The 25,048-nt window shown below is 73.4% G+C and carries 23 protein-coding genes; 16 read left to right on the top strand and 7 right to left on the bottom strand.

The features are described 5' to 3' along the window. Window positions 1–56 precede the first annotated feature (56 nt). Both fbaA and ACI2L3_RS05270 read left to right on the top strand, forming a co-directional pair. Entirely contained in the window at window positions 57–1,088 is a 1,032-nt protein-coding gene (gene fbaA, locus ACI2L3_RS05275; protein WP_404750954.1) for a class II fructose-bisphosphate aldolase, read from the top strand. A gap of 81 nt (window positions 1,089–1,169) precedes the next feature. Then, window positions 1,170–1,583, top strand: coding sequence for a DUF3151 domain-containing protein (locus ACI2L3_RS05270; protein ID WP_362987973.1), 414 nt, complete (start codon window positions 1,170–1,172; stop codon window positions 1,581–1,583). A gap of 245 nt (window positions 1,584–1,828) precedes the next feature. Here ACI2L3_RS05270 and ACI2L3_RS05265 read toward each other — a convergent pair whose 3' ends face one another. After that, window positions 1,829–2,965, bottom strand: a complete 1,137-nt coding sequence (locus ACI2L3_RS05265; protein WP_404750953.1) for an NADH:flavin oxidoreductase — start codon at window positions 2,963–2,965, stop codon at window positions 1,829–1,831. Window positions 2,966–3,055: 90 nt separating this feature from the next. Between ACI2L3_RS05265 and ACI2L3_RS05260 the strand changes: the two genes are divergently transcribed. From ACI2L3_RS05260 to ACI2L3_RS05210, 11 genes are all read left to right on the top strand, one after another. After that, complete coding sequence (locus ACI2L3_RS05260; protein WP_404750952.1) at window positions 3,056–3,643, top strand: CGNR zinc finger domain-containing protein; 588 nt, start codon at window positions 3,056–3,058, stop codon at window positions 3,641–3,643. Window positions 3,644–3,825: 182 nt separating this feature from the next. Continuing rightward, window positions 3,826–4,698 (top strand): tryptophan 2,3-dioxygenase family protein, encoded by an 873-nt coding sequence (locus tag ACI2L3_RS05255; protein WP_404750951.1) that lies wholly within the window; start codon window positions 3,826–3,828, stop codon window positions 4,696–4,698. Then, the gene (gene kynU, locus ACI2L3_RS05250; protein ID WP_404750950.1) at window positions 4,691–5,893 is read left to right on the top strand and encodes a kynureninase; all 1,203 of its coding nucleotides are present in this window, start codon (window positions 4,691–4,693) and stop codon (window positions 5,891–5,893) included. The genes ACI2L3_RS05255 and kynU overlap by 8 nt, the downstream gene beginning before the upstream one ends. Window positions 5,894–5,984: 91 nt before the next feature. Continuing rightward, window positions 5,985–6,863 carry an alpha/beta hydrolase family protein gene (locus ACI2L3_RS05245; protein WP_404750949.1) on the top strand — a complete coding sequence of 293 codons (879 nt, stop codon included), beginning with the start codon at window positions 5,985–5,987 and terminating at the stop codon, window positions 6,861–6,863. A gap of 188 nt (window positions 6,864–7,051) precedes the next feature. Next, window positions 7,052–8,005, top strand: coding sequence for an alpha/beta hydrolase (locus tag ACI2L3_RS05240; RefSeq protein ID WP_404750948.1), 954 nt, complete (start codon window positions 7,052–7,054; stop codon window positions 8,003–8,005). Beyond that, entirely contained in the window at window positions 7,998–9,227 is a 1,230-nt protein-coding gene (locus ACI2L3_RS05235) for an acyltransferase (RefSeq protein WP_404750947.1), read from the top strand. The genes ACI2L3_RS05240 and ACI2L3_RS05235 overlap by 8 nt, the downstream gene beginning before the upstream one ends. Next, window positions 9,220–10,569, top strand: coding sequence for a sensor histidine kinase (locus ACI2L3_RS05230; protein ID WP_404750946.1), 1,350 nt, complete (start codon window positions 9,220–9,222; stop codon window positions 10,567–10,569). The genes ACI2L3_RS05235 and ACI2L3_RS05230 overlap by 8 nt, the downstream gene beginning before the upstream one ends. Further along, on the top strand, window positions 10,566–11,237 hold the full coding sequence (locus ACI2L3_RS05225; RefSeq protein ID WP_404750945.1) for a response regulator: 672 nt from the start codon (window positions 10,566–10,568) through the stop codon (window positions 11,235–11,237). Before ACI2L3_RS05230 ends, ACI2L3_RS05225 begins: the two co-directional genes overlap by 4 nt. Window positions 11,238–11,324: 87 nt before the next feature. Further along, window positions 11,325–12,665 carry a sensor histidine kinase gene (locus ACI2L3_RS05220; RefSeq protein WP_404750944.1) on the top strand — a complete coding sequence of 447 codons (1,341 nt, stop codon included), beginning with the start codon at window positions 11,325–11,327 and terminating at the stop codon, window positions 12,663–12,665. Then, a complete protein-coding gene (locus ACI2L3_RS05215; protein ID WP_404750943.1) occupies window positions 12,662–13,339 on the top strand; it encodes a response regulator in 678 nt (225 codons plus the stop codon). The genes ACI2L3_RS05220 and ACI2L3_RS05215 overlap by 4 nt, the downstream gene beginning before the upstream one ends. 33 nt (window positions 13,340–13,372) lie before the next feature. Beyond that, a complete protein-coding gene (locus ACI2L3_RS05210) occupies window positions 13,373–14,599 on the top strand; it encodes a cytochrome P450 (RefSeq protein ID WP_404750942.1) in 1,227 nt (408 codons plus the stop codon). 23 nt (window positions 14,600–14,622) lie between these two features. On the opposite strand, the gene ACI2L3_RS05205 is transcribed toward ACI2L3_RS05210, so the two are convergent. Next, window positions 14,623–15,489, bottom strand: coding sequence for a diacylglycerol kinase family protein (locus ACI2L3_RS05205; RefSeq protein ID WP_404750941.1), 867 nt, complete (start codon window positions 15,487–15,489; stop codon window positions 14,623–14,625). Window positions 15,490–15,665: 176 nt separating this feature from the next. Here ACI2L3_RS05205 and ACI2L3_RS05200 point away from each other — a divergent pair, with 176 nt between their 5' ends. Beyond that, window positions 15,666–16,949, top strand: a complete 1,284-nt coding sequence (locus ACI2L3_RS05200; RefSeq protein ID WP_362987947.1) for an adenylosuccinate synthase — start codon at window positions 15,666–15,668, stop codon at window positions 16,947–16,949. A gap of 59 nt (window positions 16,950–17,008) precedes the next feature. Here the strand turns inward: ACI2L3_RS05200 and ACI2L3_RS05195 are convergent, their stop codons facing one another. The 4 genes from ACI2L3_RS05195 to ACI2L3_RS05180 form a co-directional block, all read right to left on the bottom strand. Continuing rightward, complete coding sequence (locus ACI2L3_RS05195; RefSeq protein ID WP_404750940.1) at window positions 17,009–18,559, bottom strand: substrate-binding domain-containing protein; 1,551 nt, start codon at window positions 18,557–18,559, stop codon at window positions 17,009–17,011. A 110-nt stretch (window positions 18,560–18,669) separates the two neighbouring features. Next, a complete protein-coding gene (locus ACI2L3_RS05190; protein WP_404750939.1) occupies window positions 18,670–21,000 on the bottom strand; it encodes a protein kinase in 2,331 nt (776 codons plus the stop codon). 79 nt (window positions 21,001–21,079) lie between these two features. Beyond that, a complete protein-coding gene (locus ACI2L3_RS05185) occupies window positions 21,080–21,550 on the bottom strand; it encodes a MarR family winged helix-turn-helix transcriptional regulator (RefSeq protein ID WP_404750938.1) in 471 nt (156 codons plus the stop codon). 14 nt (window positions 21,551–21,564) lie between these two features. Further along, window positions 21,565–22,170, bottom strand: coding sequence for a DJ-1/PfpI family protein (locus ACI2L3_RS05180; protein WP_404750937.1), 606 nt, complete (start codon window positions 22,168–22,170; stop codon window positions 21,565–21,567). A gap of 135 nt (window positions 22,171–22,305) precedes the next feature. Here ACI2L3_RS05180 and ACI2L3_RS05175 point away from each other — a divergent pair, with 135 nt between their 5' ends. Further along, a complete protein-coding gene (locus ACI2L3_RS05175; protein ID WP_404750936.1) occupies window positions 22,306–22,953 on the top strand; it encodes a DUF4956 domain-containing protein in 648 nt (215 codons plus the stop codon). Further along, entirely contained in the window at window positions 22,950–23,777 is an 828-nt protein-coding gene (locus ACI2L3_RS05170; protein WP_404750935.1) for a VTC domain-containing protein, read from the top strand. Before ACI2L3_RS05175 ends, ACI2L3_RS05170 begins: the two co-directional genes overlap by 4 nt. Here the strand turns inward: ACI2L3_RS05170 and ACI2L3_RS05165 are convergent. Beyond that, window positions 23,695–25,047, bottom strand: coding sequence for a sensor histidine kinase (locus tag ACI2L3_RS05165; protein ID WP_404750934.1), 1,353 nt, complete (start codon window positions 25,045–25,047; stop codon window positions 23,695–23,697). The genes ACI2L3_RS05170 and ACI2L3_RS05165 overlap by 83 nt on opposite strands. Between the last annotated feature and the right edge of the window lies 1 nt (window position 25,048).

Genomic DNA, 25,048 nt, shown 5'->3' with positions numbered 1-25,048 from the left:
CCAGGTCAGGGTCCAAGCAGCACAGCACCCACCCGCACATCACAAGGAGCGGACACATGCCCATCGCAACTCCCGAGGTCTACGCCGAGATGCTCGACCGGGCGAAGGCAGGCAAGTTCGCCTACCCGGCGATCAACGTGACGTCCTCGCAGACGCTGCACGCGGCGCTGCGCGGCTTCGCCGAGGCCGAGAGCGACGGCATCATCCAGATCTCCACCGGTGGTGCGGAGTTCCTGGGCGGCCAGCACAGCAAGGACATGGTGACCGGCGCGGTCGCGCTCGCCGAGTTCGCGCACATCGTCGCCAAGAAGTACGACATCACGGTCGCGCTGCACACCGACCACTGCCCCAAGGACAAGCTGGACGGGTACGTCCGCCCGCTCCTCGACGTCTCCGCCGAGCGCGTCAAGGCCGGTCAGAACCCGCTGTTCCAGTCCCACATGTGGGACGGCTCCGCCGAGACCCTCGCCGACAACCTGGCCATCGGCCAGGAGCTGCTCGCGAAGGCCGCCGCCGCGAAGATCATCCTCGAGGTGGAGATCACCCCCACCGGTGGTGAGGAGGACGGCGTCAGCCACGAGATCAACGACGAGCTGTACACGACCGTCGACGACGCGCTCCGCACGGCCGAGGCCCTTGGCCTGGGCGAGAAGGGCCGCTACCTCCTCGCCGCCTCGTTCGGCAACGTCCACGGCGTCTACAAGCCGGGCAACGTCGTTCTGCGCCCCGAGCTCCTGAAGGACCTCCAGGAGGGTGTCGGCGCCAAGTACGGCAAGGCCGCCGGGTCGCAGCCGTTCGACTTCGTCTTCCACGGCGGCTCCGGCTCGACCGCCGAGGAGATCGCGACCGCCCTGGAGAACGGCGTCGTGAAGATGAACCTCGACACCGACACGCAGTACGCCTTCACGCGCCCCGTCGCGGACCACATGTTCAAGAACTACGACGGTGTCCTGAAGGTCGACGGCGAGGTCGGCTCGAAGAAGACGTACGACCCGCGCACCTGGGGCAAGCTCGCCGAGGCCGGCATGGCGCAGCGCGTCACCGAGGCGTGCGCGAACCTGCGTTCCACGGGGACGAAGCTGAAGTAGTACCTCGCGTTCCACGCGCCGAAGGCCCCGGGTCGGTGACCCGGGGCCTTCGCCGTAACGGCATGCCGCAGACTTGGTCCCATGGCCATTCACAAGGATCTGCTCGGGGGACCGCCCCCGACCCACCTGCCCGACGACCCGGAGCCGCGCGAGCTCCTCGCGAACGGCGCGGCACCCGCCGACGTCGCCGCGAAGTACCCCACGTCCTCGCTCGCCTGGGCGCAGCTCGCCGACGAGGCGTACGAGCGGGGCAGCGTCGTCGAGTCGTACGCGTACGCCCGTACGGGCTACCACCGCGGCCTGGACTCCCTGCGCCGCAGCGGCTGGAAGGGCCACGGCCCGGTGCCGTGGGAGCACGAGCCCAACCGCGGCTTCCTGCGCGCCCTGCACGCCCTCGCGCGGGCCGCGCAGGCGATCGGCGAGCAGGAGGAGTACGAGCGCTGCGCGGGCTTCTTGCGGGACTCTTCGGAGACCGCGGCGAAGACGCTCGGCTGACGTTCGCGGGGTCCGGGGTGCTGTCACGGGGGCGCTGCCCCCGGACCCCCAGCTTCGGGGGCTCTGCCCCCGGACCCCCTTTTCGGCCTGAACGGCCTCGTCCTCAATCGCCGGACGGGCTGAAACTGCCGCCCGCCCGGACGGGTGAGACTTCGGCCCGGACGGGCTGACGCTGCGGCGCCGGGGGTGTTTTTAGGGGCGCGGGGAACTGCGCGACCAGCCACAGCGTGCCCGCACCCGAAGAATCAACGCAAGGCCCCCAGGAGCTTCGCATCGAACGGCGCCGCCTCGCCCAGGCGGCCACCCATCGCCTTGTCCGCCCACTCCGCGTCAGCGATCAGCGCCCGGCCCACCGCGATCACATCGAACTCGTCCCGCTCCATGCGGTCGAGCAGCAGATCGATGCCGGTGGTGGCGGTCTCCTTCGTCCAGCCGGCGCCGAGGAACTCCTTGTCGAGGCCGACCGAGCCGACGGACAGCGTGGCCTTTCCGGTGAGCTTCTTGACCCAGCCCGCGAGGTTCAGGTCGTCGCCGTCGAACTCGGGGAGCCAGTAGCGGCGCGTGGAGGCGTGGAAGGCGTCGACGCCCGCGGCGGCCAGGGGGGCGAGCAGGGCCTCCAGTTCGGCGGGGTCGGAGGCGAGCTTCGCGTCGTACGCGTCCGCCTTCCACTGCGAGAAGCGGAAGATCACGGGGAACGTCGGCGAGACCGCCGCGCGCACCGCCTCGACGATCTCGCGCGCGAAGCGGGTGCGGGACGCGAGGTCGCCGCCGTAGCCGTCGGTGCGGCGGTTGGTGGTGCCCCAGAGGAACTGGTCGATCAAGTAGCCGTGCGCGCCGTGCAGTTCGACGCCGTCGAAGCCGATCCGCTCGGCGGCGGCCGCGCTGTCGGCGAACGCCCCGATGACCGCGTCGATGTCGGCGCCGGTCATCGCGTGGCCCTTGGCGGTGCCGTCGAGGGCGAGGCCGGAGGGGCCCGCCGGGGGTGCGGAGGGGATGGGGCCCTGGCCCTCGTCGCGGGTGGCGCCGACGTGCCACAGCTGCGGGACGATCTTGCCGCCGGCCGCGTGCACGGCCTCGGCGACGCGCTGCCAGCCGGCGAGGGCGGCCTCTCCGTAGAAGCGCGGTACGCGGTGGCTGCTGCCGGCCGACGGGTGGTCGACGTACGTGCCCTCGGTGACGATCAGGCCGACGCCACCCGCGGCGCGGCGCGCGTAGTACTCCGCCACGTCCGCGCCCGGCACGCCGTCCGGCGAGAACTCACGGGTCATGGGGGCCATGGCGATGCGGTTGCGCAGGCTGAGGCCGTTGATGTCGAAGGGGCGGCCGAGGAGCCGGGCGGCTCGTGAGGCGGTGGTTTCCGTGGCGGCGGCGGCGGCGTCCATGTGCTCTCCCTGGAGGTGGTTCTCAAGTGCCTATGACAGCACTGTAAGGCGTTTACTCCTGTCGCTGCCGAGGCGGGTACCGTGAACGGCATGAACTGGCCCGCGACCGAGCGCTTCTGTCTGACCCCCGCGCCCGGCGGCCTCGCCCTCGTCCAGGAGCTCCTGAACACCGCGCCCGCCGGCCACCCCGACTCCGTCGACCTGCTCGCCGACGGGGCGCTCGACCGTGCCCAGGACTGGGCCGACCTGGCCGTTCGCGGCTGGGCGGAGGGGTCGGGGCGGGGGGACGTGCGGCTGGCCCTGACGGCGGAGGACCTGCCGAAGCTGCGCTGTCTGCGGGATCAGCTGCGCCGTGCGCTGGCCGTGAGCGACCGGGGCGGCGACGCGGTGCGCTTCACCTCGGCGCCGGTCGTCGTCGCGCTCTCGGGCAACGGCGCCCTGACCGTGGAGCCGGAGGGCGCCGGCGCGCGCTGGCTGGCCTCCGCGGTCCTCGCCGAGGCGCTGCTCGCCCAGGCCTCGGACCTCTGGCGGCGGCTGAAGATCTGCCGGAACGAACCCTGCGCCGCCGCGTTCTACGACCGCTCGCGCAACAACAGCGGTGTCTGGCACTCGGTGCGCGGCTGCGGGAACGCCGCCCATCTGCGGGCCTGCCGCGAGCGGCGCCGCGCCCGGAGCTGAGGCCGGGCCCCGCCAGGGCTGCGGAGGGCGACAGCTGCGTACGATATTCGGTGCTGTGGGGGCGGGGCGGGTGCCTTGCCGATTGCGGGAAAGTTGCGGAAGATGCCGGTGGGGACCGGGGCCCCCGTGCCGGTAACGGCAGGGGCGGACCGCTACCCGGAGTACGTATCGAGGAGACAGCGATGTCCCCAGAGACGCATGAGGCATCCCCCGAGGAGCGCGCGGCGTCCACCGAGGTCCATGAGGCGGAGAGCCCGAACCTCGACTTCGCAGGTACCACCCCCTACGAGGACTACGTCCAGGCGGACGTCCTCACCCATCTGCAGCAGCTGCGCTCGGACGACCCCGGCGAGATGGTCTTCCTGGTCACCACGCAGGTCATGGAGCTGTGGTTCACGGTGATCGTCCACGAGTGGGAGACCGCGGCGCACGCCCTGCGGCGCGACGACATCCCCACCGCGCAGAACGCGCTCAAGCGCAGCCTGCGCGAGCTGGAGGCCCTGAACGCCTCCTGGCGGCCGCTCGCCCAGCTCACCCCGGCCCAGTTCAACTCCTACCGCAGCGCGCTCGGCGAGGGGTCCGGCTTCCAGTCCGCGATGTACCGCCGCATGGAGTTCCTGCTCGGCGACAAGTCCGCGTCCATGCTCGTCCCGCACCGGGGCGCGTCCCGCGTCCACGCGGAGCTGGAGAAGGCGCTGCACGAGCCGAGCCTCTACGACGAGGTGCTCGGCCTCCTCGCGCGGCGCGGGTACGCGATCCCGGCGGCCGTCCTGGAGCGCGACCTCTCCAAGCGGTACGAGCCCTCCCCGGAGGTCGAGGCCGTCTGGACCGAGCTCTACTCCGGTGACGAGCACGCCGACCTGGCCCGCCTCGGCGAGACGCTCACCGACGTCGCCGAGCTGGTCTGGCGCTGGCGCAACGACCACCTGGTCGCCACCCGCCGCGCCATGGGCGCCAAGACGGGCACGGGCGGCTCGGCGGGCGTGGCCTGGCTGGAGAAGCGCGCGTCGAAGAACGTGTTCCCCGAGCTGTGGACTGCGAGGAGCCATGTCTGACCTGCGGAGCGAGGCGGAAGCGCTGGACTCCCGTGATGAACTCGCCGCCAAGCGCAAGGAGTTCGTCCTCGACGACACGGTGTACCTGGACGGCAACTCGCTGGGTGCCCTGCCCGCGCACGTGCCGGGCCGGCTCGCCGAGGTCATGACCCACGAGTGGGGCAAGCTCCGCATCCGCTCGTGGGAGGAGAGCGGCTGGTGGACGGCGCCCGAGCGCATCGGCGACCGCATCGCCCCGCTGGTCGGCGCCGCGCCGGGCCGGCTCGTCGTCGGCGACTCGACCAGCGTCAACGTCTTCAAGGCGCTGGTCGCGGCGGTCCGTATGGCGAGAGAAGGTCATGAGGGGCGTGCGGTGCGGGACGAGATCGTCGTCGACGCCACCACCTTTCCCACGGACGGGTACATCGCCGAGTCGGCGGCCCGCCTCACCGGCTGCCGGCTCATACCCGTGGCGCCCGGCGACGTGCCCGGCGCACTCGGCGAGCGCACCGCCGCCGTCCTGCTCAACCACGCCGACTACCGCACCGGACGCCTGCACGACCTGCCCGGTCTGACGGCGGCGGTCCACGCGGCGGGCGCGCTCGTCGTCTGGGACCTGTGCCACACGGCGGGCGCCCTGCCCGTCGGCCTGGACGCGCACGGCGTGGACCTCGCGGTCGGCTGCACCTACAAGTACCTGAACGGCGGGCCGGGTTCGCCCGCCTACCTCTACGTACGCGAAGGCCTGCAGCCCCGCTTCGACTCCCCGCTGCCCGGCTGGAACTCGCACGCCGAACCCTTCGGGATGCGGCCCGAGTTCGAGGCGGTGGACGGGGCGCGGCGCGGCCGCGTCGGCACGCCGGACATCCTGTCGATGCTCGCCCTGGAGGCGGCGCTCGACGTCTGGGACGGCGTCTCCGTCGACGACGTGCGCGCCAAGTCCCTCGCCCTGACGGACTTCTTCCTGCGGTGCGTCGGGGCGTACGTACCGCAGGGGCGGGTCGAGTCCCTCACCCCGGCCGCGCACGCCGAGCGCGGCAGCCAGGTCGCGCTGCGCTGCGAGGGCGCGGGTGACGTGATGCGGCGCCTCGTCGAGCGGGGTGTCGTCGGGGACTTCCGCGCCCCTGACGTGCTGCGCTTCGGATTCACCCCGCTGTACGTGTCCTTCGCGGACGCGGAGCGGGCGGCTCGTGTCCTCGCGGAGACACTGGGCTGATAACGTCCGGCGGATCTTGCTCCCGCCCCTCCGCGTCCCGGAGGGGCGGGGGCGAGTCCGCCCAGCCGCACTGCCGTTGAGAGGTTGCCGCATGCCGGACGACGCCGCCGTGGCCCGCGATGCCGCCGAGGCCGAAGCCGCCTTCTCGCATCCCGCCGTGGAGCCGGACACCACCGCCGCGTACGGCGACCACCCCGACCAGGTCGTCGACTTCTACGCGCCCAAGGGCGACGTGGGCCTCCCGGCGCCGCTCGTCGTCCTGCTGCACGGCGGCGCGTGGCGGGCGCCCTACGACCGGCGGCACGTCACGCCGTTCGCCGACTTCCTGGCCCGCCGGGGCTTCGCGGTGGCCAACGTCGAGTACCGCAGGGGCAGTCCGATCCCCGCGCAGGGCGGCACGGGACCGGTGGCCGGACGCTGGCCCGAGACCTTCGACGACGTGGCCGCGGCCTTCGACGCGCTGCCCTCGCTCGTACGGGAGGCGCTGCCGTCGGCCGACCCGCGCCGCACCGTCGTGACCGGGCACTCGGCGGGCGGCCACCTCGCGCTCTGGGCGGCCGCGCGGCACGTCCTGCCGGCCGGCGCGCCGTGGCGCACCGACCGCCCGGCCCCGCTGCGCGGCGTCGTCGCGCTCGCCCCGATCGCGGACCTCCGCACCGCCGAGGAGCTGGCGGTCTGCGGCGGCGCGTCGGCTCAACTCCTCGGCGGTGACGGCAGGTTCGAGGAGCGGCTGCCGTACGCCGACCCGGCCGCGCTGCTTCCGACGGGCATCGCCACGACCGTGGTGCAGGGCCGTACCGACATCGTCGTGCCGCAGGCGGTGGCCGAGGCGTACGCCGACGCGGCCGCGAAGGCGGGCGAGGTGGTGGGGCTCACGCTCCTCGAGGACGTGGGCCACTTCCCGCTGATCGACCCGGCGGCGGACGCGTGCGCGGTGGTCGCGGAGGAGATCGCCCAGCTGGCGTTCTGACGCGCCGTCGCCCGGGGCTACCCCCGACCAGCCCCTCCAGCCCACCCTGGGGATACCCGTAATACCTGAGAGCTACCTGCGGCTGTATACCCCAGCGTGATGTGGGCGACAGCGCCTGATCCATAACTTCCTTTCCGTGAGAGCGAGTCGGAGCACCGGCCCGCGAACGAGCGGAAGGGCAGGGCACGATGAGGTTCCGGGCCGGGCGGCTGCGCCGCACTCTGTTGGCCGTCGGTGTCGCCGCGGCCGTGGTGGTCCCGGTCTCGGGCGCCGCGCGCCCGGAGATCCCGGCCCCCGCCCCCGCCGCCCTCGGCCGCGTCACGGCGGCGACCCTCCCCGATGCGTACGCGGCGAACCGGGCGAACGCCACCGAGGCCGCGGCCCTCGCCGAGGGGTACGGCGCGGCGGAGCGGGCCGCGGCACTGCGCGCCATGGCCGCCCCCGGCCGGCAGTTCCTCGCCTTCGACGGGCGGGGCGCGGGCCGCACCGCCGAAGTCCTCGGCGACCTGGCGCACGCGGACCGCGTCGCCGTCCTGGTGCCGGGCTCGGACACGTCCATCGACTCGTACGGCCGACTGCGGTCCGGCGCCCTCGCCCTGCGCGCCGAGCTCGGCCCGCGCACCGCCGTCGTGGCCTGGCTCGGTTACGAGACGCCGGGCACGGTCAGCCCCGCCGTCCTGACCACGGGCCGCGCGGACGACGCGGCACCCGCGCTGCGCTCCTTCGTCGGCGCCCTGCACGGCATCAACCGCCACGCGCGCGTGTCCCTGCTCTGCCACTCGTACGGCTCGGTGGTGTGCGGCAGCGCCGCCTCGGGCCCGCGCGGCCTGGACGTCGCCGACATCGCGCTGTACGGCAGCCCGGGGACCGGCGTCGGCGAGGCCGCGGACCTGCACACGCGGGCCCGGATCTGGGCGGGCCGGGGCGCCGGCGACTGGATCGCCGACGTGCCGCACACCAGCGCCGACTTCTTCGGCACGACCGTCGGCTTCGGCACCGACCCGGTCTCGGCCGGCTTCGGCGCCCGCGTCTTCGATGCGGGCGACGGCGGCCACAGCGACTACCTGAAGCCGGGCTCCGTCCCGCTCGGCAACCTCGCGCGGATCGTGCGCGGGGAGGACCCGGAGGTCACTCATGCGTGAGCGTCAGCGTCAGCATCAGCGTCAGCCATCGGTTCTCGCCAGGCGCCTCGACGCCGCCACACCGCCCGACCGCGACCGTGCCGTCGACGCCCTGCGGGCCATCGCCATCCTCGGCGTCGTGGGCGGCCACTGGCTGGTCACCGCCCTCGTGTCGGACGGCGGCACGCTCCGCGCCGCAAGCCCGCTGCAGCACATGCCGTGGCTGGCGCCGGTCTCCTGGGTCTTCCAGACCCTCGCAGTGTTCTTCCTGGTGGGCGGGCACGTGGCGACGAAGGGTTACGCGTCGGCGCGGAAGCGGGGCACCGGTTACCTGCCGTGGCTCGCGGCCCGGCTCGGCCGCCTCTTCCGGCCGGTCGCCGCCGTGCTCGTGCTGTGGGCCGCCGTGGCCGCGGGCCTCGTCCTGTCGGGCGCGGACCCGGACACGGTGCACACGCTGGTGAAGCTGGCGCTTTCGCCGCTGTGGTTCCTGCTGGCCTTCGCCGTTCTCACCGCGGCCACACCGCTGGTGCGGCGCCTCAACCCGCTGTGGCCGCTGGCCGTCGTTCTCCACGTGGATCTCCTACGGTTCGGTTTCGGCGGCCCCGCCTGGCTGGGCTGGGTCAACATGGCGGCGGGCTGGCTCGTGCCCTACACGCTGGGCGCCGCGTGGACGCGCGGCGAGCTGACGCGGCGCTCGGGCCGGGTGCTCCTGGTGGGGGGCGCGGTGGCCACCGCAGGGCTGATCCTGTGGGGCGGCTATCCCGCATCGATGGTCGGCGTCCCGGGCGAGCCGGTGTCGAACCTGAACCCGCCCACGCTGGCGGCCGTCACCTTCGGCCTCGCCCAGTGCGGCCTGGCGCTGCTGCTGCGGGAGCCCCTGGCGCGGTGGCTGCGCGCGCCCGCGGCCTGGGCGGCGGTGGCCGTCGTGAACCTCTCGGCGATGACGGTATTCCTCTGGCACCAGACGGCACTGATGGCGGTCACCGCGCTCGGCCTGCTCCCCGGGAGCGTCTTCGCCGGGGGCCCGTTGCCCGGCCTGCACACGGTGCCGGACGGGCCGGGCTGGGTGCTCGCCCGCCTGGGCTGGCTGCCGGTGTTCGGGCTGGGGCTCGCGGTGTGCTGGGCTGCGTTCCGGACGTACGAGCAGGGGGGCCGGGGGCGGCAGGAGCGCCGGAGGAGCCGGGGGAGCCGGGGGAGCCGCGAAAGGGAGAACGGGGGAGCGAAGGTGGTGCGGCGTGCCTAGAGTTGATCTTGTGCAGGGTGACGGCCGCGCGCGCGGCGACAGCGAGCGGTTCGACGGCGCCGTCGTGTCCGGAGTGCGGGGCCTGCGCAAGGAGCTGTGGACGGCCGCGCCGATGCCCCTGCCACCGCTCTGGAGACCGCGGCTGATCCGCTGGCTGCCGCACGTCGTGGTCGTGTGGATCACCATCGGCACGACGCTCGGCAACCTCGACCAGCTGTCGGAGCGCTACCGGTTCGGATACACGGTCGGCACTTTCCTGTCCCTGGGCCAGGCCGCGGCGCTCCTGCTCGCCCTGGTGCGGCCGGTCCCCGCCTGGTGGCTGTCGCTCGGGGTGAACGTGACGGCCGCCGCCCTGGCGACGATGCCGGCAGGACCGGGGCGCGAGCCCTGGCCCTGGGGCCCGCCCGCCCTCATCGCGCACGCCGCGGTGCTGCTGCTCCTCACGCTGCGGCTGCCGTCCCGGGCCGCCTGGGCGGCGTGCGCCCTCAGCGTCGGCGTGCCCGGAGTGGTGCAGCAGACGATCAGCCCGGGCGAGTACGACACCACGGTGCCGCTCTCGGCGGTCGTGTTCGGCGCCGTCACCCTCATCGGCACGCTGCTGCGCGGCCGCCGCGAGGCCCGCAGCATGCTCGTCGAGCAGGAGACGCTCACCGCCGAGGAGCGGGCCCGCCGCACCCTCCTGGAGGAGCGCAGCCGCATCGCCCGCGAGCTGCACGACGTGGTCGCCCACCACATGTCCGTGATCTCCATCCAGGCGCAGGTCGCCCCGCACCTGGTGAAGGACCCGCCCGACGAGCTCAGGGAGAACCTCGCGGGCATCAGGGAGAACGCCCTGGAGGCCCTCACCGAACTGCGCCGCGTCCTCGGCGTCCTGCGCTCCGAGAACCCAGAGGACCCGGAGGCCGCCCCGCAGTCACCGCTGCCCACCCTGGAGCGCCTGGACGGCCTCGTCGACAACGCGCGCGCGGCCGGGCTGACCGTCCGCCGCGAGACCGCGGGGGAGCCGCGGCCGCTGCCGCCCGGCGTGGACCTGTCGGCGTACCGCATCGTGCAGGAGGCGGTCAGCAACGCGATCCGGCACGCGCCGGGCTCGACGGTGCGGATCGGCCTCACGTACACGCGGGCCGGGCTGACCGTCCGGGTCACCGACTCCGGCGCGCGCACCCCCGCGCAGCCCTCGCCCGGCGCGGGCCACGGGCTGCTCGGCATGCGCGAGCGGGCGGCCATGCTCGGCGGCGATCTGGCCACAGGACCCACCCCGGACGGCGGCTACGAGGTCTCCGCCTTCCTGCCCACCACCTCTGCCCATGCTCGGCCGACCCACGGAGAGACCACGCCATGACGATCAAGGTTCTGATCGCCGACGACCAGATCATGGTCAGACAGGGCTTCTCCGTCCTGCTGAACGCGGAGCCGGACATCGAGGTGACCGGCCAGGCCGTCGACGGCGCTGACGCGGTCGCCCAGGTCGCCGAGCTCGTCCCGGACGTGGTCCTGATGGACATCCGCATGCCCGAACTGAGCGGCATCGAGGCGACCCGCCGCATCACGTCCGCCCTGCCCGGGGTGCGGGTGCTCGTCCTGACCACCTTCGACCTCGACGAGTACGTGTACGAGGCGCTGCGCGCGGGCGCCTCCGGGTTCCTGCTCAAGGACGCCTCGGCGGACCAGCTCGCCGAGGCGGTCCGGGTGGTGGCGGCGGGCGACGCGCTGCTCGCGCCGGGGATCACGCGGCGCCTCATCGCGGAGTTCTCCCGGATGGACGGCGGTGCGCGCGGCCCGCTCAAGGCCCGCGTGGGCGACCTCACCGAGCGGGAGACGGAGGTGCTCGCCCTGATCGCGCAGGGCCTGTCGAACGCGGAGATCGCGGCGCGGCTCGTGGTCGCCGAGCAGACCGTGAAGACGCACGTCGGCCGGATCCTGGTGAAGCTGGGCCTGCGCGACCGCACGCAGGCGGCGGTGTTCGCGTACGAGTCCGGGGTGGTCCGCCCGTCGAACAACGGCCTCTGAGGCCTCCGAGTAGTACTTGCGACGGACCTCCCCGAACCCGTCCTGGTGCGGACGACCGCCCGTCCGCGCCCCCGTACCTTCGTAGACGTGACCGATACGACTGAGCAGCTCAAGGCCAGAGGCCCGAAGAGCCCCGAATACCACCTGGTGCGGGAGGCCCTCGGCGGCCTGCGCGAGGCGCTGTTCCGCGACCCCTTCGCCTACCGGCTGCTGCCTCCCAGGACCACGGGCGGGTGGCCGGCCCGACTCCTCCCCAAGCGGATACGCGGGTATGCCGTCTGGGCCCCGCACGCCATGGTGATCGCCGCCGCGCTCTGCACCGTGTTCATCGCCTACCAGGTGGGTCTGGGCGGCAACGAGGTCGCGTACCTCCTGGCCGGCTTCGTCCCGGCGGCCGCTGTCCTGATGACGCTGGTCAGGCCGGTCGGTGCCTACTGGGTCTCGATCGTCTCGACACCGTTCACGGCGGTGCTCGGCGACACCTGGGACGGGTGGCCGTGGACGCCGCCCGCCTTCTTCGCGCACATCGTGGTGATGGTCGTGGTCGCGGCCAGGACCGGCCCGCGCACCGCCGCGTGGATGTGGCTCGGCACGGCGGCGTACGGACTGTTCGCGGAGGCCTTCCTCGGCGGCGCCAGCTCGTCCGACGCACCGCCGATGCTGTTCTTCTCCGCGCTCGCGCTCCTGATCACCACCGTGGTGCACGTCCGCCGCGAGGCGCAGCGCGAGGTCACCGTGCAGCGCACCGTCACCGCCATCGAGCGCGACAAGCGCACGCTCCTGGAGGAGCGCACCACCATCGCCCGCGAGCTGCACGACGTGGTCGCGCACCACATGTCGGTGGTCGCCATCCAGGCGGAGGCCGCGCCCTACCGCGTGGAGAACCCGCCGCCCGAGCTGGAGCAGGCCTTCGTCACGATCCGCGAGAACGCGGTGTCCGCGCTCACCGAGCTGCGCCGCGTCCTCGGTGTCGTACGGGCGGAGGACTACGAGGCGCCGGACGCCCCGCAGCCCACGCTCGCCGACCTCGACCGGCTCCTCGACAACGTCCGCGACGCCGGTCTGACCGTCGACAAGGTGATCACCGGAGCCGTCCGCGAGCTGCCGCAGGGCGTGGAGCTCTCGGCGTACCGCATCGTGCAGGAGGCGCTCAGCAACAGCCTGCGTCACGCGCCGGGCGCCGCGGCCCGCGTCGAGGTCGGCTACGTCCTCGGCGGCCTGGGCCTGCGCATCGTGAACGGCCCGGCGACCGGCCTGGTCAAGCCGTCGCCGGGGGCGGGCCACGGGATCACCGGCATGCGCGAGCGGGTCACGATGCTGAACGGCGAGATGACGGCGGAGCCGACGGCCGAGGGCGGCTACGAGGTGACGGTGTTCCTGCCGGTGCCGCTCGCGGACCGCCTCGACCCGGCGGGAGAAGACGCATGACGATCAAGGTCCTGATCGCCGACGACCAGATGATGGTCCGCGAGGGCTTCTCCGTCCTCCTGAACGCCATGCCCGACATCGAGGTGATCGGCGAGGCCGTGAACGGCCGGGAGGCGGTCGCCAAGGTCGCCGAGCTCGCGCCCGACGTGGTCCTGATGGACATCCGCATGCCCGAGCTGAACGGCATCGAGGCGACCCGCGAGATCGTCGCGTCCGCGGGCGGCGCGGACGGGTGCAAGGTGCTCGTCCTGACCACCTTCGACCTGGACGAGTACGTGTACCAGGCGCTCCGCGCGGGCGCGTCCGGGTTCCTCCTCAAGGACGCCTCGGCACGCCAGCTGGCGGACGGCGTACGCGTGGTGGCGTCCGGTGAAGCGCTGCTCGCTCCCACCGTGACCCGCCGCCTGATCACGGAGTTCTCGAAACTGGCGGAGGCGCCGCGGCTCTCGGCGGCCGTCCAGGCGCAGCAGTACGGCGAGCTGACCGAGCGCGAGACGGAGGTGCTCGTCCTCATCGCGCAGGGCCTGTCGAACGCGGAGATCGCCTCCCGCCTGGTGGTCGCCGAGTCCACCATCAAGACGCACGTCAGCCGGGTCCTGGTGAAGCTGGGTCTGCGGGACCGCACGCAGGCGGCGGTGTTCGCGTACGAGGCGCGGCTGGTCACGCCGGGGTAGTGCCACGCAGGGGCGCGGGGCTAGCGTCCCTCCATGGACGCAGCCTTCGAGGCCTCCGAGGTCTTCGCCCCCTCGTCACCGCACTTCCTGGCCGACCCCTACCCGGCGTACGCGACCCTGCGGGAGAAGGGCCGGGCCCACTTCTACGCCCCCACCGGCCAGTGGCTGATCCCCCACCACGCGGACGTCGCGGCCCTCCTCCGCGACCGCCGCCTGGGCCGCACCTACCTGCACCGGTTCACCCACGAGGAGTTCGGCCGCCCGGCCCCGCCCGCCGAGCACGAGCCGTTCCACGTCCTCAACGACAACGGCATGCTCGACCTGGAGGCGCCCACGCACACCCGCATCCGCCGCCTCGTCTCCAAGGCGTTCACACCTCGCACCGTCGAGCAACGCCGCCCCTATGTCGCGGAGTTGGCGGACCGGTTCGCGCGCGAGCTGGTGGCGGACGGCGGCGGTGACCTGGCGGCCCGGGTCGCCGAGCCCCTGCCCGTGGCGGTCATCGCGCAGATGCTGGGCATCCCGGAGAGCGACCGCCCGCTCCTCCGGCCCTGGTCGGCGGCGATCTGCGGCATGTACGAGCTGAACCCGCCCGAGGAGACGGCGGCGCGGGCGGTGCGCGCGTCCCTCGAATTCACGGCGTATCTACGGGAGTTGATCGCCGTCCGCCGCAAGGAGCCGGGCGACGACCTGGTCTCGGCCCTGATCGCCGCCCACGACGAGGGGGAGTCGCTCACCGAGCAGGAGATGATCTCGACCTGCGTACTGCTCCTGAACGCGGGCCACGAGGCGACGGTGAACGCCACGGTCAACGGCTGGTACGCGCTCTTCCGCCACCCCGCCCAGCTCGCCGCCCTCCGCGCCGACCCCACGGGGCTGATTCCCACGGCGGTCGAGGAGCTGATGCGCCACGACACCCCGCTCCAGCTCTTCGAACGCTGGGTCCTCGACGACATCGAGGTCGACGGCCGGCTGATCCCGCGCGGCTCCGAGGTGGCACTGCTCTTCGGCTCCGCCAACCACGACCCGGCGGTCTTCACGCGCCCCGCCGGCCTCGACCTGACCCGCCGCGACAACCCGCACATCTCCTTCAGCGCGGGCATCCACTACTGCATCGGCGCCCCGCTGGCCCGCATCGAACTGGCGGCGTCCCTGGGCGCGCTGCTGCGCCGGGCCCCGCGGCTGCGCCTCGCCGCGGAGCCGGCACGCAGGCCGAACTTCGTGATCAGGGGGCTGGAGGAACTCCTCGTAGAGGTGTGACCGGCCGGCCACTACCTCAGGTGTCACCGAGGCAGCGTCAGCCCCCACGCCCTCGGGTGGACCGTCCAGGTCCGCGTCCGCACCGGGCCCCCGACCACCGCGTCCGCCCGGTAGCGGAAGTCGGTCCCGGACACCGTCACCGTGCGCGCCCGCACCCGCAGCGGGGCCGCCTCCGCGCCCACGGAGGCCGGCCGGACCTCCACCTGGGCGAGGCCGCCGTGGCCCGCGGTGACGTGGACGGTCTCGACCGGCTGGTCCAGGTCGACCAGCGTGACGCCGTCCGCCTCGATCCGCAGCCGCGCGGGCGAGCGTCCCACCACCGACGCGGGCCGCGAAGGCAGCGCGGCGAGGGTGCGTACGAAGGACTGGCAGGTCCGCAGCCAGGCGTGGCCCGCGTCGGGCGCGCCGGCGGGCACCCTGGGGGCCGCGCCGACCGCGGCGTCCGCGGCGGCGGCCGTCGCCCCCACGGGCGGAATGCGCAGATCGCCCAGGACGACCCCGTCGCTGTCGTCCACCAGCAGATCGAGCCGCCGCTCCGTCCCCTCCAGCACGGCCCGCGCCGCGGCGACCGCCCCGACCGGCACTCCAAGCCCCCGCGCGAGCGTCTGCGCGGCCCCCACCGGCACGACGGAAAGCACGCATCCGGCGAGGTCCCGCTCCCGGTGGAGCACCCCCACGGCCCGCAGCAGCGCCCGGTCGTCGCCGATCACCACGAGACGCCGCGCACCCCTTCTGGCCAGGGCTTTCGTGAAGTCCTCGGGGCCGTCGGGCAGGCAGACACGGATCGCCGCACTCGCACTGAGCACGTCCTTCGCGATCCGTACCGACTCACCGTCGGTGCGCCGGGCGACCGGGTCGATGACGACTAGGAGCTGGTCGCGAGCCGACAACGTGCGCCCTTTCTTTTAGCCGTTCTTTGAGACCTCGGGTAGCATCTTTGTGCAAGAGCCCCTTGCGCTATTGCGCCAGGGGCTTCGTCTATTCCGGGGCAGCATCCAAGGCACACCCATACGGCGGCTACGGCCCCTGACCTTGGACATGCCCCGCCCGGAAGGGGTGTACGCCTGTGCCCGCACTTGTGCTGCTCGGTGCTCAGTGGGGTGACGAAGGCAAGGGAAAGGCCACTGACCTGCTCGGTGGCTCGGTGGACTATGTAGTGCGCTACCAGGGCGGCAACAACGCCGGCCACACGGTTGTCGTAGGCGACCAGAAGTACGCGCTGCACCTCCTCCCTTCCGGGATTCTCTCCCCGGACTGTGTGCCTGTCATCGGCAATGGAGTCGTCGTCGACCCGTCGGTCCTGCTCTCCGAGCTGAGCGGTCTGAACGAGCGCGGCGTCGACACGTCGAAGCTCCTGATCAGCGGAAACGCCCACATCATCACGCCGTACAACGTGACGGTCGACAAGGTGGGCGAGCGCTTCCTCGGCAAGCGCAAGATCGGCACGACGGGCCGCGGCATCGGCCCGACCTACGCCGACAAGATCAACCGCACCGGCATCCGCGTGCAGGACCTCTACGACGAGTCGATTCTGCAGCAGAAGGTCGAGGCGGCCCTGGAGCAGAAGAACCAGCTCCTGACCAAGGTGTTCAACCGCCGCGCGATCGAGGCGGAGCAGATCGTCGAGCAGCTCCTCGAGCACGGCGAGAACATCAAGCAGTACGTCGCCGACACCACGCTGATCCTCAACAACGCGCTCGACGACGACAAGGTCGTCCTCTTCGAGGGCGGCCAGGGCACGCTCCTGGACGTGGACCACGGCACGTACCCCTTCGTCACCTCGTCCAACCCGACCGCCGGCGGCGCCTGCACCGGCACCGGCGTCGGCCCGACGAAGATCAGCCGCGTCATCGGCATCCTGAAGGCATACACGACCCGCGTCGGCGCGGGCCCGTTCCCGACGGAGCTCTTCGACGCCGACGGCGAGGCGCTGCGCACCATCGGCGGCGAGCGCGGTGTCACCACCGGCCGTGACCGCCGCTGCGGCTGGTTCGACGCCCCGATCGCCCGCTACGCGACCCGCGTGAACGGCCTGACGGACTTCTTCCTCACCAAGCTCGACGTCCTCACCGGCTGGGAGCAGATCCCGGTCTGCGTGGCGTACGAGATCGACGGCAAGCGCGTCGAGGAACTCCCCTACTCGCAGACCGACTTCCACCACGCGAAGCCGATCTACGAAATGCTGCCGGGCTGGTCCGAGGACATCACCAAGGCCCAGACCTTCTCCGACCTGCCGAAGAACGCGCAGGGTTACGTGAAGGCGCTGGAGGAGATGTCCGGCGCGCCGATCTCCGCGATCGGCGTGGGCCCGGGCCGCACGGAGACGATCGAGATCAACTCGTTCGTCTGAGCCGCCCACCAGCCACGCGAAGGGGTGGGCCGCACTTCGGTGCGGCCCACCCCTTCGTGTCAGCCGGGCCCCGAGTCGTCGCCGCAGACACGCAGGCCCTCCGGGGTCGCGCACGGCAGGTGGCCGTGGGTGCGGATGACGTCGAGGCCCGTGCCGCGGGCGTAGGCGAGGAAACCGGCGGCGAGGGAGTCGGCGGGCGGGAGGCCGTAGGTGTAGGCGTACTCGATCTCGCGGTAGGGATAGCCGGTCTTCAGGAGCTGGTCGGTGGAGGGGGCGTGGCCCTCCAGGTCGAGGCGGTGCAGGCCCTTCAGGCCCGTGGCGGCCCGGAGTTCGCTGTAGCCGATGGCGCCGGGGATGCGGCCGACGGCGTCGAGGACCTGGTCGGTCGAGTCGAGTTCGCAGCGGGTGACGGGGACGGACCTGTCGTCCTTGCCCATGCAGTCGTTGGACGACGCCTTGATCTCGAAGCTGCCGCCGAGGACGCGGCGCTGGAGCGTGTCACGAGTGCCGGAGCTGGAGCCGCGGCTGACGAGGACCACCGGCAGGTCGGGGCCGCCGAGCTCCTTCCAGTTGCGGACGTCGCCGCGGTAGAGGCGGCGCACCTGCGGCAGGGTCAGGTTCCGCAGCGGCACGCGGTCGTTGAGGACGAGCGCGAAGACGGAGACCGCCACGCGCGTCTCGGCGAGCCGCGGGAAGCCGTCGGACTTGGGCCCGTCGGAGAAGGCGAGCAGAGGCGGCGCCCCGTCTCCCTTCGCCCGCCCGAACTTCCTTCCCTGGTCGTCCAGTTCCCGCACGCCCGCCGCGCTGCCGTGCGCGCTGACCGTGATGTCGGAGCCCGGACAGTCCTCCTCGTACTTGTCGGCGAGCTCCTCGGCGACCGGCGCGAACGCCGTCGAGCCGAGCACCGTCAGCTCGCCCGTCGCGCACTCGATCGGCGGCGGGTCGGTGTCCCGCAGCACGATGATCGAGGCCAGCGTGATCACGGACAGGGTGAGCAGCACGGTCAGTAGCTGCGCCGGCCGGGACAGCAGCGGCGGCTTGCCGTCGAGGGTGGTGGAGCGGTTGGGCCGCACCTCACCGGCCTGGATGCCGCCGGAGAGGGTGACCTCGCCGCCGACCGGGCCGCCGGTGAGCAGCACCAGGAGCTTGTAGTGCTGGCCCCTGTTGAGCGGGACGCGCGGGATGTGCAGCGTGCTGCCCTCGTACCGCAGGCCCGCGCCCGGCGTGAAGTGCTCCATCAGGTGGTCGTCGCCGGACGGCGCGGTGACGGCGAGGCCGCGGACGGTGCGGCCGGTGAAGACGGCGGTGAGCCCGTGCAGGGCGCGCCCGCTGTAGTCGGCGTCGGTCACGGCCTGCGAACCGTCGTTCTCGACGCGCAGCAGCACGAGCGTGGCGTCGGACATCTCGGGCGTCTCGTCGAACAGCCCGAGCCGCGTATTGGCGCCGCCCGTACGGACGTTGTCCCCTATCGCCGTGTCCAACTGGACGCGGTACCCGATGCGTTTGCGGCGCGGCACCCGGCGCTCGTACCAGAGCGCGCCGACGGTGGCGATCAGGCCGAGGGCGGCCGTGAGCACGGCGATGGTGTTCTCGGCGCTCAACCAGTCCATGGGCGGTGACGGTAGGCGGCGCGGTGCGGGCGCGCGGCGGCTTCCCGGTCCGGACGGCCGCTGTTCGCCACGCGTTCAGCTGCCTCCCCGCATACGCCGGACGCTCCCGGTCAGTTGCCCTTGTCGTACGTCAGCTCGCCGCTGCCGTCCGTGTTGGCGCGCCGCAGCTTGCCGTTGCCGAGGATCGTGATGACGCTCGGTTCGCCGGGCGTGCAGGACGACATGGGTTCGCCGACGGTGACCTCGGTCGGGCCGATGTGCAGCCGGTCGCCGGACGCGGACTCCAGCTTGCCCTGGAAGACGCAGTGGTACGTGCCGCCGTCCTCGGTCGGTCCGTCCGCCGTCACCGACAGCACGGTGTCGCCCACCTCGCCCTGCTGGAGGGTGAGTTCGCGGGTGCTGTGTCCGGTGTCGGTGGTGAGGCCGCCGCTCCACGAGCCCAGGTACTTGTCCGGGATCGTGCCCTTGTCCGGCTTCGGTGCCGTGGGGCTCGGAGTGGAAGGCTCCGGGGTCGGAGAGGTGGGCCCGGGAGTCGTCGGCGAGCTGCTCGCACTGTTCCTGGCGTCGTCGCGCCTGCCCTCGGTGCCGTCCCCATCCATCACGGCGTAGACGGCGCCACCCGCCCCGATGGCCACTATCACCGCCACGACGACCAACGCCACGGTCGAGCGGGCACTGCGGCGCGGGGGCTCGGGCAGGGGGGCGGGCCCGTACGGGGGTGTGGGTCCGTATCCGGTTGGCTGGTGGGGGTGGTGGTGCGGGTAGCCGTAGGGGGCGGGTTGGGGCTGGCCTTGGTGGGGCTGGCCGCCTTGGTGGGGCTGGCCTTGGTGGGGCGGGCCTTGGTGGGGGTAGCCGTACACCGGGGCGCCGGGCGGCGGTGTGGGGGGCGGGGCCTGCCCGGACACCATGGTGGGCAGGTGGTCGAGGGGGGTGGCGCCGGGCGCGCCGGGGGGCGGGGGCGTGGCTCCACCACCGCTGCCGCCGCCTGCGCCGGCCGTCCCTGGTCCGGCGCCGGTGGCCCCGGATGCGGCGCCGGGCGTGCCTGATCCCGCGCCGACCGCCCCTGGTGCTCCCTCTGCCGTGCCGGGTCCTGCACCGGCCGCCCCTGCACCGGCCATGCCCGGCCCCGCGCCGATGGCCCCGGATCCTGCTGCGGCCGCGCCTGATCCCGCGCCGACCGCCCCTGGTCCTGTGCCTGCCGTGCCGGGCCCTGCACCGGCCGCCCCTGCACCGGCCATTCCCGGCCCCGCGCCGATGGCCCCGGATACTGCTGCGGCCGCGCCTGGCCCTGCACCGGCCGCCCGTGGTGCTCCCCCTGCGGTGCCTGGCGCTGTGCCGGCCGCCCCTGAACCTGCACCGGCCGCACCCGCGCCCGGTCCCGCGCCGGCCGCCCCCGCACCTGGGCCGGCAGCAGCTGACCCTGATCCCGCAGAAGCCGCCCCCGCTGCCCCCGAGCCCGCGGCAGACCCCTCCTGCGGCCTCGGGGACGCCTCCCCCGGCCGCCCCGGGGCCTCCGGCTCCTCCGGATCCTCCGTGTCCAGCAACTGCACCGCATGCCGCCCGAGCTGGGCGACCAGCGCACCCGGCAGCCACGGGTCGATGGTGTGGCCGTCGCCGAGGGTGTCGGCCGCGCCTGTGCGGTCCAGGACCTCGTCGAGGGAGGGGCGGGCCGCCGGGTCCTTGCGGAGGCACGTGGCGATCAGGTCGGCGAGGCTCTCGGGGAGGCCTCCCAGGTCCGGTTCCTCCTGCGCGATACGGAACATCAGCGCGTGCACACCGCTGTTGGCCGTGCCGAAGGGGAGCGCCCCCGACGCCGCGTACGCGAGCACGGAGCCGAGGCAGAACACGTCGCACGCCGGGGTGATGCGATCGCCGCGCACCTGCTCCGGTGCCATGAAGCCGGGCGAGCCGACGAGCGCGCCGGTGCGGGTGAGGCCGCCGTCGGTGACCGTCTCCAGCGCGCGGGCGATGCCGAAGTCGATGACGCGGGGGCCGTCGATGGTGACCAGGACGTTGGACGGCTTGAGGTCGCGGTGGACGATGCCCGCCGCGTGGATGTCCTTGAGCGCGCCCGCGAGCCCGGCCGCGAGAATGCTGACCGACCGCTCGGGAAGCGGGCCGTGATCGCGCGAGACGACGGACTGCAGCGAGGGCCCCGCGACGTACCCCGTGGCGACCCACGGGATCGCCGCCTCCGTGTCCGCGTCGAGGACCGGCGCCGTCCACGCCCCGCCCACCTGCCGCGCGGCCCGCACCTCCTGCCGGAACCGGTTCCTGAACTCCTCCTGCACGGCGAGCTCCTGGCGGACCAGCTTGACCGCGACCGTGCGGCCCCGGTCCGACCGCGCGAGGTACACCTGCCCCATGCCGCCGGCGCCGAGCCGCGCCAGCAGCCGGTACGCGCCGATTCGCTGCGGATCCCCGGGCACGAGCTTCTCCATCGCCGCACCGACCTCCCCCATTGGTGTGCAACAGAGTGAGGATAGTGCGGCCGTGGGACAGGGTGGGGCGGGCTTACCTCTACGGTTCCGTAACGGGTTCCGGATCACCGGCGGCGACCGTGTCCAGCGCGGCGGACAACCGCTCCAACACCCGTACCGTTTCGGCGAATCCGTCCGTGCCGAGCGCCGCGGCGAGGCGTTCCGCCAGCTCCGCGTGGCCCGGGTCGATCTTCGCGACGGCGGCCAGGCCCGCGTCCGTGGGGCGCAGGAGTTTGGCGCGGCGGTGGGCCGGGTTCGGCTCGTACGCGGCGAGCCCGTTGCGTACGAGCAGGTCGGCGACGCGCTGCACGCTCTGCCGCGTGATGCCCATCGCGCGGGCGATCCCGGAGACGGGCAGCGGTTCGCGCAGGACGGCGCCGAGCACCTGCCAATGGGCGGCGGTCAGCCCCGCGGGCCTGGCCAGTTCCTCGGACACGGCGAGGAGTTGGCCGTTGAGCCGGAAGACGGTCAGCGCGGCGCGGCTGAGCAGGTCCTGCCGTGCGCGTGCCATCTGTTCCTCCCTCGTCACGAGTTGAGCGTCTCGTACGCGGCCGGGTCCGAGTCGTGGAAGAGGCGGTACCACGCGTCGAGCTTCTCGCCCTCGAAGACGTCGCCGAGCCGGCCGAAGATCTCCCGGGCGAACGCGACGGGCTCGGTCGGGCCCGCGGTGATCAGGTCGCCGTCGGTGACCGCGTCCGTCTCGACGTACCGCTCGCCGCCCTTGTAGCCGGTGGCGGCCAGGTACATCGCCGCCCCGCTGGTGTGCGCGCGGTCGTCGAGGAGCCCCTCGCGGGCGAGGCCCGCCGTGGCGCCGCAGATGGCGCCGACCGGCACGCCCGCGGCCAGGAACGCGCGGGCCGTGCGCGCGAACGGCGCGAGGTCCTCGCTCGTGTCCCACAGGTCGGCGCCCGGCAGGATCAGCAGCGAGCCGGCAGGTCCGTCCTCGGGGCGCAGTTCGCCGAGGGCCAGGTCGGGCTGGACGCGCAGGCCGCCGATGGAGGTGACGGGGGCGGTGGTGAGGGCGACCGTACGGATCTCGTAGCCGACGCGGGCGAGCCAGGCCGTGGCGTGGCCGGTCTCCCAGTCGGCGAACGTGTCGTAGACGGCCAGGTATACGGGCTTGCGGGACATGAGGGCCTCCAGATGCCGTATCAGGTGACAGTATGCTGTCAAAAAGGCAGCGTGCTGTCAAGCAGGACCGGGGCCCGCGCTTCCTTAACGTCCACGAGGGGCGGCCTTAACCCGCCGCTCCCTAGCGTCACCGGCATGGACAGCACACTGACCCTCAGCGCCCACCTGGGCCTCGACCTGGCCGCCGTCGCCCTGCTGACCTTCGGGGTCTTCTATCCGCGCCACCACAGGCGCGAGCTCGTCCCCGCGTATCTGGCCCTGAACGTCGCCCTGTTCGCGGTGGTCGCCGGGCTCGGCACCGTCGGCGGCGACGGCGGACTCGCCCTCGGTTTCGGCCTCTTCGGGGTGCTCTCTATCGTGCGGCTGCGCTCCGACGCCCTGCAGCACCAGGAGGTGGCGTACTACTTCATCACCCTGGTCCTCGGCCTGCTCTGCGGTCTGCCCGCGCTCAGCCTGCCCGTGGCGGCCCTGCTCTCCGGCGTCCTGCTCGTCGTGATGTACGGCGCCGACCATCCCCGCCTGTTCGCGGGCGACCGGCGCGCGGTCGTCACGCTGGACGCCGTCTACCGCGAGGAGGCCCCGCTCCGGGCCGAGCTGGAGCGGCGCCTCGGGCGGCCGCTGGGGTGGACGGTCCAGGAGGTGGACTACGTACGCGACCTCATGGTGCTGGAAGTCCGTTTCCGTCAGCCGGAACCTTCGCACCGGCACGGGGAGTTGAAGGTACGACGACGCACGACCCGGTCCCGCACGATCACCCCCGGCCACCAGAAGGAGACCGTGTGAACCCCGCCGTACGCGCCATCGGCCGCGCCGCGCTCGCCGCGCACCCCATCTCGCTGGACGAGGTGAACACCAGGGCGGAGCTGCTCGCCCGCTACGACAACAGCTACCTCGTACCCGTGGAGATCTTCGAGGACCTCGCCGCGCTGCTGACCGACCCGCGGCGGGCCGGCGGGCCCTTCCGGGCGCTCAGCATCGGCGGAAAGCGCTGGTTCCGCTACCACTCGACGTACTACGACACCCCTGACCTGCTCACCTTCCACGAGCACCGGCAGGGGCGGCGGCTCCGCTACCGCATCCGGGAGCGGGTCTACCGGGACAGCGGGGAGCGGCAGTTCGAGATCAAGCTGAAGAGCGGGCGGGGCGAGACCGTCAAGCACCGCCAGCGCATGGCGGACGGCGACCACGTCCTGGACGCGGTGCGGCTCGGGTTCCTCGCCGGTGTGCTGCGCGGGTCGTACGGCATCGAGGCGCCGGGCGGGCTCACCCCCTCGCTGGTCACCGACTATCAGCGGGCGACCTTCGTCGCCGACGGGCAGCGCATCACGTGTGACGCGGGGCTCGTCGTGCGGGACACGGCGACGGGGCGCAGCGCCGCGGCCGACAGCGGGCTCGTGCTGGTGGAGACGAAGACGAAGGGGCATCTGACGGACGCGGACCGGGTGTTGCACCGGTTCGGGGTGCGTGCCGCGGAGTTCACCAAGTACTGCGGGGGGTACGCGGCGGTCCGGCCGGAGCTGGGCATCAACAAGTGGGCGCGGGCGGTGCGGACGGCGTTCCCTCGGGCGGCGGGCCCGCAGGGTGCGGCTGGGGGAACGTCAGGGTGACCCTGGCGCCGTCGGCCGTGCTCACCGCCTCGAAGCGGCCGTCCGCCTCCTCGGCCGTGCGGCGCGCGATGTCCAGGCCGAGGCCCGTGGAGCCCGCGCCGCTCGTGCCGCGGTCGCGGGAGGCCGCGTCGGGGAAGCCGGGGCCCTCGTCGGCGACGGTGAGCTCCGCCTCGCCGCCGGGCAGGACGCGGACCGTGACGCGGTAGGCGGTGCCCTGCGGCGTGTGGTCGAGGACGTTGCCGATCAGGGTGTCCAGGGCGGCGGCCAGTTCGTCGGCGGGGACGGTGACGGGAACTTCGTGCGGGGGTGTCGAGGTGTGCGCACTCCGACTCTGGTCCTCCGCCAAGGGCGCCCAGAAGGCGGCGCGTTCGCGGGCCACCGCCGCCAGATCCGCGCGCGGCGCCGCCCGCAGCGGCCGCCTCGCCTTGCGGATCACGTCGTCCACGCTGCGTTCAAGGGCGGTGACGTCCGCCGCGATGCGGTGGGCCTCGTCCGTGTCGCGGAGGGTCTCCGCGTCCAGGCGCAGGGCGGCCACCGGGGTCCGCAGGCGGTGGGCGAGGTCGGCGGCGTTCTCCCGCTCGGCGGTGAGCAGCTCGTCGATGCGGGCCGCGAGACGGTTCAGCTCGCCCGCGATCAGCCGGAGCTCGGGCGGTCCCTCCGGCGTCGCGCGGGCCGTCAGGTCCCCCGCCGCCAGCCGGTCCGCGGTGCCGGCGAGGCGCCGGGTCGCGCCCACCAGACGGGCGCCCAGGCGGTCGGCGAGGAGGAGCCCCAGGAGTACGAGGCCCACGCCGATGCCCGCGAGCACCAGCCAGGACGCGAGCGTGCCCGCGTACAACTGCCGCTCGGTGATGGTGACTTGAACGACCGCCGTGCCGTCCTTGGCGCCCTGCACGGGGACGAGGACCAGGCGGCCGCCGGAGTCCGTCTCGTAGGTGAAGGCGCGGCCGGTGCGGGCGAGGCGGACGGGGTCGGTGACGACGGGACCGCCGCGCGGGTGCGGCCCGATGGCCTCACCACCCGCCAGGATCAGTGAAGTGGCGGGCAGCCCCTTCCCGTTGACGCTCTCCACCGTCTGCTCCGCCGTCTCCCGCTCGCCGGCGGTGGCCAGGGCCGGGCCCAGGGCGTGGGCCACCCACTGGGCGCGGGCGGTGGCCTCGGCGGTGGCGCGGTCGGCGGCGTGGCTGCGGGTGAGGAGCGTGAGGGGGACGAGGAGCGCGGTGAGGACGAGGGCGGTGGTCGCCGCGGTGAGCAGGAGGAGGCTGCGGCGCATG

Source organism: Streptomyces sp. NPDC029674, from assembly GCF_044903205.1.
Taxonomy (GTDB): Bacteria; Actinomycetota; Actinomycetes; order Streptomycetales; family Streptomycetaceae; genus Streptomyces.
The sequence above is the reverse complement of the archived record's forward strand: the minus strand, read 5'-3'. Positions and strand labels throughout refer to the sequence as shown.